This window comes from Mycobacterium attenuatum, assembly GCF_900566085.1.
Taxonomy (GTDB): Bacteria; Actinomycetota; Actinomycetes; order Mycobacteriales; family Mycobacteriaceae; genus Mycobacterium; species Mycobacterium attenuatum.
Window position 1 is genome coordinate 26354 of the sequence record NZ_UPHT01000092.1, and the last position, 14154, is coordinate 40507.

Annotated in this window: 18 protein-coding genes and 1 pseudogene; 6 read left to right on the forward strand and 13 right to left on the reverse strand. The window is 65.4% G+C overall.

The window, feature by feature from the left end; genetic code table 11:
* Positions 1–18 precede the first annotated feature (18 nt).
* Positions 19–405 carry a MerR family transcriptional regulator gene (locus EET13_RS15545; protein WP_122443130.1) on the reverse strand — a complete coding sequence of 129 codons (387 nt, stop codon included), beginning with the start codon at positions 403–405 and terminating at the stop codon, positions 19–21.
* Between the two features lie 146 nt (positions 406–551).
* Between EET13_RS15545 and EET13_RS15550 the strand changes: the two genes are divergently transcribed.
* Both EET13_RS15550 and folE read left to right on the forward strand, forming a co-directional pair.
* Positions 552–989, forward strand: a complete 438-nt coding sequence (locus EET13_RS15550) for an Hsp20/alpha crystallin family protein (RefSeq protein WP_122443172.1) — start codon at positions 552–554, stop codon at positions 987–989.
* 777 nt (positions 990–1766) lie between these two features.
* Positions 1767–2489, forward strand: coding sequence for a GTP cyclohydrolase I (gene folE / locus EET13_RS15555; protein ID WP_244603932.1), 723 nt, complete (start codon positions 1767–1769; stop codon positions 2487–2489).
* Here folE and EET13_RS15560 read toward each other — a convergent pair.
* Together EET13_RS15560 and EET13_RS15565 are read right to left on the reverse strand one after the other, a co-directional pair.
* The gene (locus EET13_RS15560; RefSeq protein WP_122443131.1) at positions 2486–3373 is read right to left on the reverse strand and encodes a universal stress protein; all 888 of its coding nucleotides are present in this window, start codon (positions 3371–3373) and stop codon (positions 2486–2488) included. The genes folE and EET13_RS15560 overlap by 4 nt on opposite strands.
* A 146-nt stretch (positions 3374–3519) precedes the next feature.
* Entirely contained in the window at positions 3520–4404 is an 885-nt protein-coding gene (locus tag EET13_RS15565; RefSeq protein ID WP_122443132.1) for a universal stress protein, read from the reverse strand.
* Between the two features lie 286 nt (positions 4405–4690).
* On the opposite strand from EET13_RS15565, the gene EET13_RS15570 reads away from it, so the two are divergent.
* Entirely contained in the window at positions 4691–4948 is a 258-nt protein-coding gene (locus EET13_RS15570) for a cold-shock protein (protein ID WP_211186447.1), read from the forward strand.
* 11 nt (positions 4949–4959) lie between these two features.
* Here the strand turns inward: EET13_RS15570 and EET13_RS15575 are convergent, their stop codons facing one another.
* From EET13_RS15575 to EET13_RS15610, 8 genes are all read right to left on the reverse strand, one after another.
* Complete coding sequence (locus EET13_RS15575) at positions 4960–5835, reverse strand: formate/nitrite transporter family protein (RefSeq protein WP_122443133.1); 876 nt, start codon at positions 5833–5835, stop codon at positions 4960–4962.
* A gap of 38 nt (positions 5836–5873) precedes the next feature.
* Positions 5874–6428, reverse strand: a complete 555-nt coding sequence (locus tag EET13_RS15580; RefSeq protein ID WP_211189076.1) for a flavin reductase family protein — start codon at positions 6426–6428, stop codon at positions 5874–5876.
* Positions 6425–6691 (reverse strand): hypothetical protein, encoded by a 267-nt coding sequence (locus EET13_RS15585; protein ID WP_122443134.1) that lies wholly within the window; start codon positions 6689–6691, stop codon positions 6425–6427. The genes EET13_RS15580 and EET13_RS15585 overlap by 4 nt, the downstream gene beginning before the upstream one ends.
* Positions 6688–7302 (reverse strand): RNA polymerase sigma factor, encoded by a 615-nt coding sequence (locus EET13_RS15590; RefSeq protein ID WP_122443135.1) that lies wholly within the window; start codon positions 7300–7302, stop codon positions 6688–6690. The genes EET13_RS15585 and EET13_RS15590 overlap by 4 nt, the downstream gene beginning before the upstream one ends.
* 19 nt (positions 7303–7321) lie before the next feature.
* Positions 7322–8389, reverse strand: coding sequence for an acyl-CoA dehydrogenase family protein (locus EET13_RS15595; protein ID WP_122443136.1), 1068 nt, complete (start codon positions 8387–8389; stop codon positions 7322–7324).
* A complete protein-coding gene (cynS, locus tag EET13_RS15600) occupies positions 8386–8862 on the reverse strand; it encodes a cyanase (RefSeq protein ID WP_122443137.1) in 477 nt (158 codons plus the stop codon). Before cynS ends, EET13_RS15595 begins: the two co-directional genes overlap by 4 nt.
* Positions 8863–8872: 10 nt before the next feature.
* Positions 8873–9397: an OsmC family protein gene (locus EET13_RS15605; protein WP_122443138.1), complete on the reverse strand. Its 525-nt coding sequence runs from the start codon at positions 9395–9397 to the stop codon at positions 8873–8875.
* Positions 9398–9579: 182 nt separating this feature from the next.
* Positions 9580–10416, reverse strand: coding sequence for a DUF3097 domain-containing protein (locus tag EET13_RS15610; protein ID WP_122443139.1), 837 nt, complete (start codon positions 10414–10416; stop codon positions 9580–9582).
* A 213-nt stretch (positions 10417–10629) separates the two neighbouring features.
* Between EET13_RS15610 and EET13_RS15615 the strand changes: the two genes are divergently transcribed.
* From EET13_RS15615 to EET13_RS15625, 3 genes and pseudogenes are all read left to right on the forward strand, one after another.
* Positions 10630–10953 (forward strand): ArsR/SmtB family transcription factor, encoded by a 324-nt coding sequence (locus EET13_RS15615; protein ID WP_122443140.1) that lies wholly within the window; start codon positions 10630–10632, stop codon positions 10951–10953.
* Positions 10950–11414: pseudogene (locus tag EET13_RS15620) on the forward strand (SRPBCC family protein); the annotation flags it as partial. The gene EET13_RS15615 and the pseudogene EET13_RS15620, both read left to right, overlap by 4 nt.
* Before the next feature lie 30 nt (positions 11415–11444).
* The gene (locus EET13_RS15625) at positions 11445–12083 is read left to right on the forward strand and encodes a maleylpyruvate isomerase family mycothiol-dependent enzyme (protein WP_122443176.1); all 639 of its coding nucleotides are present in this window, start codon (positions 11445–11447) and stop codon (positions 12081–12083) included.
* 126 nt (positions 12084–12209) lie between these two features.
* Here EET13_RS15625 and EET13_RS15630 read toward each other — a convergent pair whose 3' ends face one another.
* Both EET13_RS15630 and EET13_RS15635 read right to left on the reverse strand, forming a co-directional pair.
* The gene (locus EET13_RS15630; protein WP_211189077.1) at positions 12210–13169 is read right to left on the reverse strand and encodes an alpha/beta fold hydrolase; all 960 of its coding nucleotides are present in this window, start codon (positions 13167–13169) and stop codon (positions 12210–12212) included.
* Between the two features lie 10 nt (positions 13170–13179).
* The gene (locus EET13_RS15635; protein ID WP_122443177.1) at positions 13180–14154 is read right to left on the reverse strand and encodes a patatin-like phospholipase family protein; all 975 of its coding nucleotides are present in this window, start codon (positions 14152–14154) and stop codon (positions 13180–13182) included.

Sequence of the window (14154 nt, forward strand, 5' to 3'; positions counted from 1 at the left end):
CCGGCGCAAATCCAATCCTCAGGCTTCTCCGCTGGTAGCGACGCGTTTGGACCGTGTCGATTGTGCGGATGCCTTCGCAGCGTTGCGCAGCGAGCGGTTGCTGGCCTGCAAGTCGTTGTTCGCGGCAGCCAGTGCCGCGTTGTCGTCTTCGAGGCTGAGGATGCGCGCTATTCCGGCCAGATTGATTCCTGCGTCGACCAGAGCGCTGATGCGCTGAAGTCGGGCCAAGTCGGCGGCGCTGTACCGCCGTGTCCCACCGTCACTACGAGCCGGCGTCAACAATCCGTAGCGCTCATACAGCCGCAGCGACTGCACGGCAAGACCGGAGAGCTCCGCTGCCACCGAGATGCCGTACACGCCCTGATCGGGCGCCGGGGCACCGACTTCGTCGGGACGGTCAGCCATACACCCTCCCCTCGACCACTAATCGCATAGAAAACCTGTCTATCACACTTGCATTCTTATGTCGATAGTGATATATGAAATCTATGTCGTTAGACATAGATCAGTTCTTCACCGTACCCAGCAGATTGGAGTGAGAGGTGACCACCATGCTGATGCGCACCGACCCGTTCCGCGATCTGGATCGCATCGCCCAGCAGGCGCTGGGCACGGCCGCCCGGCCAGCGGTAATGCCCATGGATGCGTGGCGGGATGGCGAACAATTCGTCGTCGAGTTCGACCTTCCCGGCATCGACGCCAACTCCTTGGACATCGATATCGAACGCAACGTGGTGACCGTGCGAGCAGAGCGGCCCGGCGTCGATCCGAACCGGGAAATGCTGGCCAGCGAGCGGCCGCGCGGTGTATTCAGCCGCCAACTGGTGCTCGGCGAAAACCTCGACACCGAGCGGATCGAGGCGTCCTACCAGGAAGGCGTCCTGAGACTGGTGATCCCGGTGGCCGAGCGGGCCAAGCCGCGCAAGATCTCCGTCGCCCGTGGCAACGGACATCAGGCCATCGACGAGGCTGACCCGAACTCGAGGTGATCGAAGCCTGACCGGGGGATGGCGCGGCGACCGTCAGCGTTATCCAGATACGCCGGGCCGGTCGCCGCGCCGCCGCCAGCTGCCATGTAACGAATAGCTCGACGCGACTGCTAATTCGGCGTGCCGGGCAAACCTGGCGCACAGTCCCTACGCGTTGTTTTCAAGCGCCGTCGGCGTCGGCCACCAGCGCCGTGTATCGCGATGGCGCCGATCTGTGGCCCAGGTCATGCTCCGTCTTTCTCGTGTGCGCACGTTGCGACGGCTGGTCGCGTCCAACGAGCACACTCCGAGGAGGCGATGTTCGCAATGACCCGGACTGGTGACGGCCAGTCGCCCGGCATCGAGCAAGCTTGCCAACGTCAAGCTGCGGCAACTGGCCGAGCAAGTCTGTCGAGATTTCCGCACTGTCAATCAACCGTTCTCGTCGTCGCCGCAATTGGGTCGACTGCTGCGGACCGCGCATCGGCGCCTCGCGGCGCAGACCGGCAAGCGGTGACGCCGCAGGCCGGCCTAATCGGCGCCCGGTGGCTCATGCGGCGCCGGTTTCCCTCGATCGGGGGACGGCAGATTCATCCGGGCGGTGGCCGGTCGGCTGACAGACATCGCCGCAAGACGACGGCATCGTGATTGCCGCAGCAGTCTCCACGTCGGATCCTGCCGCCAAACACCGCGAGCCGGAAGGGTGCACCGTGAAGGTTGGGGCCGGGTCGACCGCCGGACGGGAATCGAAATGAGCAGCTTCGCAATTGCCCCTCAGACCGCGATCCAGTGGGCCGCATGACGGCTATCCCCTCTACGCCGCGCCAGGCCCGCTACCAGATCCCGACGCTCTGGGCGATGACCAACGACGAAGTGGTACCCGGGGATGCCGTGTACCCCAAAGACATTGGTGACCAGTCAGCGGATTCGCCACCGTGGTGGGACACCAACGCGGACGTGGAGCTGCAGCGGGCGGTACAGCAGCTCCTTGCCGCGCTGGGTGTCGACGAGGGCGAACACACCGCCAACACACCCGCACGCGTCGCACGCGCATGGCGGGAGATGCTGTGGGGATACCACGAGGTGCCAGAAGACCACCTTGACACCGATTTCCCCGCTCCCGACGACCCCGGGCTGATCGTGATGCACGGCATCTCGTTTGCCTCCACCTGCGCGCACCACCTGTTGCCGTTCTCGGGCACTGCCACCATCGCCTACCGCCCCCATCCCGGGCAGCGCATCGTGGGCCTGTCCAAGCTGGCCCGGCTGGTTCACGGTTATGCCGCGCGACTGCAGGTGCAGGAGCGCATCGGGCACCAGGCGACGGCAGGGATGATGCGCAAGCTCAACCCGTCCGGGGCCATGTGTGTCATCACCGCGCGACATGACTGCATGCGCTTGCGCGGGGTCCGCGAGCCCGCCGCCGAGGCCACCACCGAGTCCCGCAAAGGCATGTGGCTGGATCGTGAAATAGCGCTGGTCCACCGCCTGCATGCCAGCGGCCGGCCCGGTGCGGGTTAAGCCGACCGCGCCACGATCAGGGGCATCCGCACGGCATGCACCACCGCGTTACTCACCGAACCCAGCAGCATGCCGGTGACGCCGCCGCGTCCATGACTTCCGACCACAACCAGCTGAGCTGTTTGCGACCGCTCGACCAGCTGTCGTGCCGGGCGATCACACACGACCACTCGGCGCACGGTCACATCGGGATAGCGCTCCTGCCAGCCGGCCAGCCGTTCAGCGAGCAGCACCTGGGCTTCTGCTTCCACCGCCGACCAGTTCAGTCCGGGCAGTTCGACCACCTCGAGGTCGCTCCACGCATGCAGCGCGATCAGCTCCGCCCCCCGCCGGGAGGCTTCGTCGAACGCCACCGCCACCGCAGCCTCCGACGCCGGTGACCCGTCGATCCCGAGCAGCACCGGGGCGTGCAACGGATCCGGGATCAATAGGTCTTGGTCACGGATGATCGCGACCGGACACCGGGCGCGTCGCACCAGGCTCGAACTGACCGAGCCGAGCAAGACCCGGCCCAGCGCACCACGTCCGGAACTGCCCACGACGATCATCTCCGCCTCGGCCGACATTTCGACCATGGTGGGCACCGGCGTGGAAAACACGATCTCGCTCTTGACGGTGAGCTTGCGCTCCCCCGCGACCGCCTCGTCGGCGATCTTGTGCGCAGCGGCGAGGACCTTGCGCCCCTCGTCTTCCTGCCACACCGCCCAGGTGTCCGGGTACGGCATCGGAGGCCAGGTCGCCACATCGGTGCTGACCACATGGACGATGGTCAGCTGAACGTTGCGCATCGCGGCATCGCGGGCCGCCCAACATACCGCGGCATTCGAGGCGGGTGAGCCGTCCGCTCCGACGACAACGCCGAGACGCTTTTCCAAAATCGACATTTCGTTGCTCCTCCGATTACCTGACGTGTGTCGGCAAAGCTAAAGCCAAGCTACAGAACACATCCCGCTATGGCGTCTTCCGAACGGCCTGACCACCAGGGACCAAAGACCTTTGTTTCGGGTGTTGCGGGGCACGGGGGCGGCGATCAGGAGGGCCTGACGACGATGACAGGAATTTTCGCCGAGTGTGCCACCGCTGAGCCGACCGAACCCAGGAGCATGCCGGGAAATCCCCCGCGGCCGCGACTTCCCACTACCAGCAATTGCGCGTGCTGCGCCTCTTCGAGCAGCCAGTGCGCGGGCTTGTCGCAGACCAGCGAGCGGCGCACCTGGACGTCCGGATACTGCTCTTGCCAGCCTGCGAGACGTTCGGCGAGCACCTCCTCTCCTTGGTTCTCGCGATCGCGCCAGTCCATTCCGAGGACGGGGAAAACCCCCACGTCACTCCATGCGTGCAACGCGACCAGAGCTACCCCACGACGGGATGCTTCGTCGAAGGCCAAGGCCGTCGCGGCTTCCGAAGCCGGTGAGCCGTCGATGCCCACCACAACCGGCGCGGTGGTGTCGGCAACCACACCGTCGTCGGAATGAATGACCGCTACCGGGCACTGCGCATGGTGCAACAGCGCCGAACTCACCGAACCCAGCAACGTGCGGCCCAGCGCCCCCATCCCCTGACTTCCGACGACGGTCATCCACGCGTCGTTGGAGGCTTCGATGAGCGCCGGCACGATGTTGGAATACACCACCTCGGCGCGGACATCCGGCGAGCCGGATCCGCCCAGGCTATCCCGCAGCGCCTGGTGTGCCCGCTTGATCACAGCGTGCGATTCGTCTTTCTGCCACTCGGGCATTTCGGTGTACAGCTGCCCCACCGGCCAGCCGACAACGATGGGGGCGACACCGTGCATCAATGTGACGGGCAGCTGGTGCAAGATCGCCTCGCGGGTGGCCCAGGCTACCGCCGCGTCGGATTGCTTCGAGCCGTCAACGCCTACCAGAATCCCGTATCGCGTTGCATCCCTTGACATTTCACCCTCCTTGCGGTGGCACCTCGTTACCGGCGGAGACCGGGCCGAATCCTCACCTCAGCGGGGTCCGGGCGGTCGCGAGGCTCGACCTGACGGTATACGACGGCCGACCGGTCCAGCAGAGACCATGGACCTCACTTTGCCGCATTTGGTCCCCGATGGGCTCGCCGGTAGGCCGAATAGCTCACCAAATCAGAGTCGAAGGACCCTACGCCGAGTCCCCTTTCGATCGATACCGTCGGGCACGTCGGGGTCCACCGGCAGTAACGAGGGGAAGGCTGTCACAATGCCCGTCACCAACAGCTACGACGTCGAAGCGATGCTGGATTCGATGGCGACCGTGTCGTATGGCGTTATCAACTGGTTCGATGACGAGCGCGGATTCGGATTCGTTCAACCCGCTGACGGTGAGCGCGACGTCTTCATCGACTCCTCTGAGATCGTCGATTGGCCTGCCGGCGGCGTTCATGAAGGTCAGCATGTGAGCTACCAAACCGGGGGCACCCGGCACTGGCCGCTCGCGCAGGCCGTACACATCCTCTGACGGCGCGCCGGCTACTGCTCCCGCGGCTGAAGCCGCGCGATGACGTAAAACGGCAGCGCCACAAAAACCGTGCCGCCCACCAGATTGCCGAGGCTGGTGACGCAGATATTGGTGACCAAGCCATGGGCTCCCCAGCCCCAGCCGATCCCGCAATGTGGCGCATTCGGGTGAAAAGCATTGAGCAGCAACGGCAATCCCAGGAATCCGACATTGGCCACGACATGTTGGTCGCTGCCGATCACGAACGCGAAGGGCCCGTAGAACGCAAAGCCCATCCGTGCGACGTCGCTGCGTGCCTTGTAATACATGCACATGGCGGTTTGCAGGAACCACGTGCACAGCACCGCCAACAGGAACGCGGTCCAAAAGGGCTGCCCTGCTTTCTGGGCGCCGACGATTGCCGCACGGGTGGCGAACGCACCCAGGTAGGGACCGCCTGCCGCGGCGCACACAGCGACAAAGACCAGTGCGCCAACGATATTGCCGCTCAGGCCGATGATCAGTAACTGTAGGTAGCAGCTGATACGCATGCGTCCTTGAAGCACCGCAAAAAAACCCGCTGCCATGTCAGCGGTGATCAGCGAGGCTCCGGACACCAGGATGAGAACAAAGGACATGCCGAAAGCCAGACCCATCAGCAGGCTGGCGATGCCGGGCGTGGCGACCCCGGTGCTGACGACCAGCGACAGCAACGCGCCGAAGCCCACCATTGCCCCGCCGACCAGTGAACGGATCAGGAAAGCCCACGGGTGGGCGGACTTCTCGAGTGCCATGTCCGCTATTCGGGTCACCATGGCCGGGACGGCGAGTGGCTCGAACACATCGCCGGTGCGTCGATCGTCGCGCACGGGGGCCACGAGGTGTGGGCCCCAATCAAGCTGGGACATGGAGTGCCTATCGGTAAGTTTGGAAAGTGTTGTGTCGCTTAAGACGTCACGGGGCGCACGGTGTCTGACCAGTCGTGCATCCGCCCCGAGTAGTAGAGCAGCGGCAGGCTGCCGCTACGGTGAACGGAGCCGGCGCGGATGAGGAGGATGACGTGGTCTCCCGCGTCATAGATCCGGTCGATGAACCCGCTGATCCAGGCAGCCGCGCCGGCAAGCACCGGGCACCCGCCGGCATCGGTGCCGAATTCGACTCCGGCGAAACGATCCTCGACTTTGCTGGCGAAGCGCCGAGCCAGGCCCGCTTGGTCTCGGGCCAGCACGTTGACGGCCACCGGACTGCCCATCCGAAACGCCGGAAGACTGCCCGCGGTGCGCGCCACGCACTGCAGCAGCAGGGGCGGGTCGATCGACACCGAGGCGAACGAACTGATGGTGATGCCGACCGACCTGTCGCCGAGGCGGGCGGTCAGGACGGTGACGCCGGAGGGAAAGGCGCCCATGGTGTTTCGCATCGAGGTCGAGTCGACGCATCCGCCGGGCGGCCGACTGCCATGGCGGTCCGGTAGCAGCGGCGGGGTGTCGGCGTTGGTCATGGTCGGCCTTTCCTGAAGGTGTTGATCGCGTCGATGACCCCCGTAACGTCAGCATCGCTGAGCTTTTCCCCATTGAAGACGTGGTCGAGCAGGATCTTCAGATCCAGCATTTGCTGGAGATACACCAGGCACGGTGGGCAGTCGTGGAGGTGTTTGGCCACGATCGCTCCCCAGTCGCGCGGATCCGAGTCGACCAGGTCGTCGACGAGTCTGACGAAGTCAACGCAGTCGATGGCGGGAACCGTGTTGTCGTGGACGGTCATCGTTGGTACCGCTTTTCCAATTCGTTTCGGAGGTTTCCTCGGGCGCGGTAGAGCAGGGCACGTTGCCCCTCGGTGGACAGCTCGAGAATCTCGGACGCCTCTTCGGCGGAGGTACCGACCAGGTCGCGCAGGATAATCAGCTGGCGCTGCCGCGGCGGCAGCGCATCCAACGCCGTCCGCACCAACTCGACGAGCTCCTGTGCGACAGTGCGGTCCTCGGGCAGGAACCGCCGCGACGGCGGCACCCTCCAGTGCCCCGCATCGGGGTGACCGGCGGGGTGCATGCGACCCGACAGCGGGTCGGCGTCCTGGGTGGCCAGCACCTCATGCTCGCGGATCCGAGACTCGCGGCGCCGGTGCCGCGACGCGGTGTTCTTGACAATCCCGAACAACCAGGTGACCACCGACGAGCGGCCCTCGAACGAGGCCGACGACTGCATCACCTGAATCCATGCTTCCTGGACCGCTTCTTCGGCCGCTGCCGGTGAATTCACCATTGTGCGCGCAAAACTCACCATTTGGCGGTGGTAGTCGCGCGCCAAGCCGGCCAGCGGAATCCCGCCGACCAGGTGCTCGGATGCGGATCCCGGGGGAACCGCGCTCGGGGTCACCGTCGACCCGAGCGGTTGCTCAACGGCATCCCCCCAGTTCCCAGCGCAGCTGAGCCTCAGACGGCGACTGCACGGGCAGAAATGCGGCCTCCCGGTATCGGCGGCTCGCCGGGGTCCTACTGGCGTAACCCTTGCCACCGGCGGTCCGGATCTCCAGCGCGGCACTGGCGCTCGCGATTTCGGCGGCGCTGAGGCGTAGCGAGAGCAACTCCTTCTTCCTCGGCGGTTGCGGGCCGCCCACCGATGCGGCCACGCTGGCCAGGGTGGTCTCGGCCAGGGCGAGCTTTCCCGCAATCAGGTCGACGTCGGGGACGAAGACCGAATTCACTCCGGTGAGCCCGAGCCTGCTTTGGGTCACCGTGGTCTTGGCCAGCCCGAGGCACATTGCCGACTGCAGTACCAGGAAGGTGGGTCGAACCGCGTCCAGAAACCCGTCGAAGTTGGTGGACAGCACCTGCTCGGCAGCGACGTGCACATCGGTCAACTCCAGGTATGACGAGGCGGTGCTGCCCATGGCCAACAGCTCGAAGTGGTCGCCGATGGCGATACCTGGTGTGCTCAACGACAGGGCCAGGATCAATTTGTCGCCGCGGTCGGTGCGCGCCGCGGTCACCAGCACCGAGTCGGGGTACAGGTTGCTGGCCCACCTGATCGACCCGCTGAGCCGGTAGCCACCCGGGACGGTTGCGGCGGTGAGCTCCAGACTTCCGCAGCCGGCCGCGTCTTTGAAGGCTGCCGCCATTCCGGTGATGCCTAGCTTGGTGCCGGTCAGCAGCGGCTGGACCGCAGTCATGCTGTATTCCGTTGCGGCGGTAAGCAAATACTCAATCACCATCCGGTTGGCCCACACGCAGAACCCGGTGCTCATGCACTCGCCGGAGATCATTCGGATCACGTGGGCCATCTGCGGGAGGCGTCCGTCGGTGTTGCCGGGCGCGCCGACCCCGAGCAGTCCTACGGCGCCCAGTCCCGCAAAGCTGCGACGGGCGGTGTCGTCTCCGCGGTCCAGCACACCGGCGTGCGCGCGGATGTCTGCCAGCAGCTCCGAATCGAATAAGTCGATCGCGGCGTCCACGGTCGCGGTCACGACATCACCTCCTGTTCCGTGTTGTTCCATGTGTAGTCGAGAAACTTGCCGTCGAAGGTCACAATCACTCGATCGCCCTGCGGGTCCGGACGACGCTGCACACTCATCCGGAAGTTGACGGCGCTCATGATCCCGTCGCCGAACTCCTCGGCGATCAGCTCCTTAAGCGCGGGCCCGTAGAGCGACAGCGCTTCATGGAACCGGTAGATCGCCGGATCCGACGACCCCGAAACGCCGGTTCCCCGGTACGGGGTCGACCGCAGCATGGCGACCGCGTCGTCGTCGAGGTCAAGCAGTGCTGCCACGGTCGAGGCGTCGCTACCCGACAGCGGGTGCTGGCCGAGGAGTGCCGCGACGGTCCATACCCGGTCCTTGCCGATCGCGTCGGCGATCTTGGTCCAGGTCAATCCCTTTGCCGCCCGGGCCAGCCTGATGGTTGCGGCGAGCTGCAGCCGGGCCGCGTTATACGTCACGTCGCGACTCCTAGTCGACGGTCAGGGTCGAGTCGACCGTCGCCGGCCGGCGGAAGGTGTTCACCACCGGCGACCAGGCGATCGCGGTGTCGTGGATCTCCTGCAACGTCTCGGGGTCGGCATTCCCGGCCAGGGTGACGTGACAACGCACCCCGGTGAAGCCGAGCACCTTGCCGGCCGGCGTGTCGCCGACGCCCCACACGGCGGAGATGTCGATGTCACCTTCCATCTCGACCTCGATCTTGGTCAGCGTCACGCCACGGTGGGTGGCGTTGGCCAGCAGGCCTACGGAGATGCAGGACCCCAGGGCCGCCAACGTCGTCTCGGACGGATTGGGCGCCGAGTCGTCGCCCAGCAGCGCGGGCGGTTCGCCGACGAGCATCGGTGCCAGGTCGCGGATGTAAGTCATGTTGCGGAAGCCGCTTTCACACACCGTCTTGGCTTTCAGCGTCTTCTTACCCGTGCTGGGATCGGCCTTCGCGTTGCACGATAGCCGGTCCAGGCCTTCGGCATCGATGACAAGCATGTCGGTCATGTCGACTCCTCCAGTTCCTTCCAATTATTTCTCGGGCGGATAGTTTCTTCCGTCATGCTTTAGTGCTCGGCGGTTGTGCATGCGTGACGACGATCGGCAGGCTTTAACACGATCGACACAAAGCTCACATGCGCGAAACATGGCGGGCCGCAGCGTTGCTGCCGCAGACGGAAGTCCGCCGGCTAGGCGGCCGGCTGGGTGACGAAGTCGATGAGTTCTTCGACCCGGCTGATCAGCGCGGGCTCCAGGTCGTTCCAGTCGCGTACCGCTGACCGGATGCGCCGCCAGGCCGTGGCGATGTCTGCCTGATTGGCGTGCGGCCAGCCGAGTGCGTCACACACACCATGTTTCCATTCAATGTGCCGCGGCACGCTCGGCCACGCCTTCAGGCCGAGCCGGTGCGGTTTGACGGCCTGCCAGATATCGACGTAGGGATGACCCACGACCAGGGTGTCCGCGCCACCCGGCCCCTGGCGCACCGCATCGGCAATGCGGGCCTCTTTCGACCCCGGGACGAGGTGGTCCACAAGTACACCGAGCCGACTGCGCGGGCCGGGCCGGAAATCGGCGACGATGCGCACCAGGTCGTCGACGCCACCGAGGTGCTCCACCACAACACCTTCGATGCGCAGGTCCGCCCCCCAGACCTGTGCGATGAGTTCGGCGTCATGACGACCCTCCACGTAGATCCGGCTGGCACGGGCGACGCGGGCGCGGGTCGCGGGGACGGCAACCGATCCGGATGCGGTTCGCTTCGGCGTGACCGGCGCCGGGCGGCGCGGCGCGGTGAGGATCACCGGTCGACCGTCGATGAGGTAACCGGGTCCGAGCGGAAAAGCGCGGGTCCTGCCGTGGCGGTCTTCGAGGTCGATACGGCCGTATTCGACTCGGACCACGGCGCCGACATAGCCGGTTTCGGCGTCCTCGACCACCAGGCCGAACTCGGCGGGATGCTCCACCGACCGCGGGGTGCGCCGACCTGCCCCGGACAAGACGTCGCTTCCATATCGATCGACCACGCCGCCATCCTAGGCAGCCGGTCGTCTGACATGGTGACGGCGCGCCGCGGTTTCCCATCGAAAATGCCTGTACCGGAGCAGGATTGATCCTGCCGCAGGGCGCGGACCGGGCCGGCGGCCATCGACGCGAATCGGCGGCCCAGGCTGCCGTCGCGCCCTCCCGAAAGAGCCGGATCTTGAATCGCCATATCAGTAAGCCTATACTTACGGTTCGTGGTCACTTACGAATCCGGGGCCCAGGCCTGGCAGGCACTGGCGGACGGGACCCGGCGGGCCATCATGGAGCGTCTTGCTCACGGCCCGTTGGCCGTCGGTGACCTGGCTCGCGGCCTGCCAGTCAGCCGGCCCGCGGTATCCCAGCACCTCAAGGTGCTCAAGGCGGCCGGGCTGGTCTGCGACCGCGCCGCGGGTACGCGTCGCGTCTACCAGCTCGACCCGACGGGTCTCGAGGCGTTGCGTGCCGACCTGGACCGGTTCTGGACGCAGGCCCTGACCAACTATGCACAAACCATCGACAGGGAGGGAGACGACGTATGACACGTCCGCACAGCACGGCGATCCACCACCAGATCGTCGTCAATGCCCCGATCGAGCGTGCCTTCAAGGTGTTCACCGCTCGGTTTGGCGACTTCAAGCCCCGCGAGCACAACCTGCTCGGGGTGCCGATCGCCGAAACGGTATTCGAATGTCATGCGGGCGGGCACATCTACGACCGCGGCGTCGACGGCAGCGTGTGCAAGTGGGCACGCGTGCTAATTTGCGAACCGCCCGATCGGGTGGTGTTCACCTGGGATATCGGCCCTACCTGGACACCCGAGTCCGACCTGTCCAAGACCAGTGAAGTCGAGGTTCGCTTCACCGCCGAGTCCACCGAAACGACCCGGGTGGACCTCGAACACCGTCACCTCGACCGGCACGGCCCGGGATGGGAATCGGTGGCAGACGGCGTCAACGGCACGGCCGGTTGGCCGTTGTACCTGGACCGCTATGCCGGCCTGTTCGGGGTACTCGATCTGGGGGTACACCCGATGAGCGCTGACGGTGATGGCGAAGCCACCTTGATGGACATGGCCCGCGCCGAGCGCGCAGAACTGACGAAATTTCTGGCGACTCTGACCCCTCAGCAGTGGGCCACACCCAGTCTGTGCGACGGGTGGAGCGTCAAAGATGTTGTCGCGCATATGTTCAGCTACGAAGAACTCAACGCATTAGGGCTGCTGAAGCGGTTCGTCAAGGGCCGGGTGGTACGGGCCAACGAGGTCGGCGTCCGAGAACTTTCCGCGCTCACCCCGCCGGAACTACTTGAGTTTGCCGGCCGGCACCTCCAACCACGCGGTCTGACAGCAGGTTTCGGCGGAATGGTGGCGCTGGTCGATGGAATGATCCATCACCAGGACATCCGGCGTCCGCTCGGACTGCCCCGCGCCATTGCTCCCGGGCGACTCGTACGCGTGCTGCAGCTGGTGCCGAAGAACCCCCGGCTCGGCGCCCGACCACGCATCAAAGGACTGCGGCTGCGGGCAACCGACGTCGACTGGGCGCACGGCAGCGGGCCCGAAGTCACCGGACCCGGTGAGGCATTGCTGATGGCGATGGCGGGCAGACCGGCGGCGGTGGCCGACCTTGACGGCCCCGGACAACGCACGCTCGCACAACGGCTGAACTGATTGCGTTGTGAGCTGGGTAGCCGAATGACCAACACCCTGGCCCGGCTCGACGCTGCGCTGAGCGACCGGACAGCTAACGTCACGATCGCCACGCGGCGCGGCGACCCATGGATCCTGATGCCTCGCTTAGTGCTTGTCTCCTGATTCAACGACCGCCTTAGCTTGCATCGACGCTTGCTGTTGTGCCTGTTGCATCAGGGACGAATATGGGCATCCGCGCGATCGTCTCCACTGGCGCCCGAGGAGAAGGCGTTGATCCGATCGGGCACATCGCGGCGTCCAACGATCATCTTCCAGCTGTGGTATCTCAGGACGATCGTTACGATCCGCCCCGGTCGTGGCCAGGATCACCTTCGCAACTAGCTGCGGGGCATCGATAAACGCATTGTGGCCGGTACCCGGCAGATCGACCCACTTTGCGCCAGGCAGACGATCGCGGGCGATGCGCCCATAAGGCTCTGCTGGGACGAAGCGGTCGTGTTGCGCCCACGCGAGAGTGATCGGGCAAGGCGGTGGATCGAGCAGCTGGATCTCGTCGGGCTCAACTTCATTCATGATCGTGCAGCCCAACGGATCTTCGAAGAACAGCGCGTACGCGCGTTCCGGACTCAGCCGTTCGCCGTGGCAGACGAAGTTGCGTAGCGCGAGACGCCGGCCCAGGGGTGTTCTCAGAAGCAGCGGTGCCACTGGAGCCATCACGCGAAATACTCTGCCGCCAAGACGAACTAGTCTGATCACGCGGGCCGCGGAGCCGTCGCTTGTGGACCAGAATCCGGCTGGTGAGATGGCACAGACACTGCTCGCCCGCCCGCGGCGGGCCAACTCGATCGCCGCCCCGGCGCCGCCAGAATTTCCGACGAGGTTGGGCCGGTCCAGGTTGTTCTCGTCAAGCCAACGCTCGGCGTCGTCGTAAAGGTCCGCGGTGGTGACTGGCCGACGCTGAGGCGTACGCCCACCCCGGTGGCCAGTGCCAGTCGGCGCGTATACCGTGTGATGGTCCGACAGTAGCGGCACCAGCTCATCCCAGATGCGTCCCGAACTGGTGAACGGATGCAGCAGTACCAGTGGCGGCTTCTGTCCTGTCACCGCGCTTAGCTTAGGCCAACGGCGTGGCGGGGCCGCCGCACGCCGCGATGTAATCGTGGTAGTTCCAAGTCTTCAGAAATTCCTGACCGGCTTGCAAACCGCGCTGGTACAGGGCCTCGCGTTGTTCGGCAGTGATCGTAAAGTCGATCGGACTGACGGTGTCGGCCGGGACGAAGATCGTGCGCCGCACGGTACACGGGTCGTCGATGTAGGCGTTGTCCTGATTGCTGACCAGCGTCTCAATCGCGGCGATTCCCAACGACACCGGCCCGTGCACCGGATGCGTGGGCGGAACGCCCGGATGTGACGACAGCCGGATCCCGAAGGTCGGCCATTCCGGTCCGCCGTCGGATCGATCGAACAACCCCACCGGAAAGTTCGACAGCAATGCTCCGTCGACCCACGTCGCGCCGGCTACCCGAACCGGCTCGAACACGAACGGAATCGCCGAGGAGGCATGGACCGCGCGGGCCACCGAAAAGTCGTCCGGGTCAATGCCATAGGAATCCAGATCCCATGGGATGCGAACCAGCCGGCGCCGCGACAAGTCGCTGGCCGTGACCACCAGCGACCAGGCGAACTGTTCGGGTTGATCGCCGGTACGCAGATCAGCGAACGTGCGCACGCCCAGGTCGGCGAGCAAGCCGCTCAGCAGCTGTTCCAAGTAGGCTCCCTGATACACACCATCCGATGTCAGCAGCGAGAGCACCCCACCGATCAACGGCACGTGTCCGACCAGACTGCGGTCCAGGAACTTCGGGTAGTCGATGCTGCGCATGATCTCGGAAAGACGTGTCAGCGGTTCCCCCGCAACCTGCAATGCGGCGACCAGTGACGCGACGACCGCACCGGCGCTGGTCCCTGCGACGCGGGGAAACGTGTAACCGGCTGCGCCCAGCGCGTCAACCGCGCCTACCAGACCGATCCCCCGGACCCCTCCGCCTTCACAGACGAGATCGACACGTTGCGTGCTCACGACCGTCAC

Coding starts and splice junctions, on each gene's coding strand:
- folE (WP_244603932.1), top strand. CDS start 1,767: ATGACGGCTATCCCCTCTACGCCGCGCCAGGCCCGCTACCAGATCCCG.
- EET13_RS15625 (WP_122443176.1), top strand. CDS start 11,445: ATGAGCGCTGACGGTGATGGCGAAGCCACCTTGATGGACATGGCCCGC.
- EET13_RS15560 (WP_122443131.1), bottom strand. CDS start 3,373: ATGTCGATTTTGGAAAAGCGTCTCGGCGTTGTCGTCGGAGCGGACGGC.
- EET13_RS15545 (WP_122443130.1), bottom strand. CDS start 405: ATGGCTGACCGTCCCGACGAAGTCGGTGCCCCGGCGCCCGATCAGGGC.
- EET13_RS15565 (WP_122443132.1), bottom strand. CDS start 4,404: ATGTCAAGGGATGCAACGCGATACGGGATTCTGGTAGGCGTTGACGGC.
- EET13_RS15605 (WP_122443138.1), bottom strand. CDS start 9,397: ATGACCGACATGCTTGTCATCGATGCCGAAGGCCTGGACCGGCTATCG.
- EET13_RS15550 (WP_122443172.1), top strand. CDS start 552: ATGCTGATGCGCACCGACCCGTTCCGCGATCTGGATCGCATCGCCCAG.
- EET13_RS15570 (WP_211186447.1), top strand. CDS start 4,691: ATGCCCGTCACCAACAGCTACGACGTCGAAGCGATGCTGGATTCGATG.
- EET13_RS15575 (WP_122443133.1), bottom strand. CDS start 5,835: ATGTCCCAGCTTGATTGGGGCCCACACCTCGTGGCCCCCGTGCGCGAC.
- EET13_RS15580 (WP_211189076.1), bottom strand. CDS start 6,428: ATGACCAACGCCGACACCCCGCCGCTGCTACCGGACCGCCATGGCAGT.
- EET13_RS15585 (WP_122443134.1), bottom strand. CDS start 6,691: ATGACCGTCCACGACAACACGGTTCCCGCCATCGACTGCGTTGACTTC.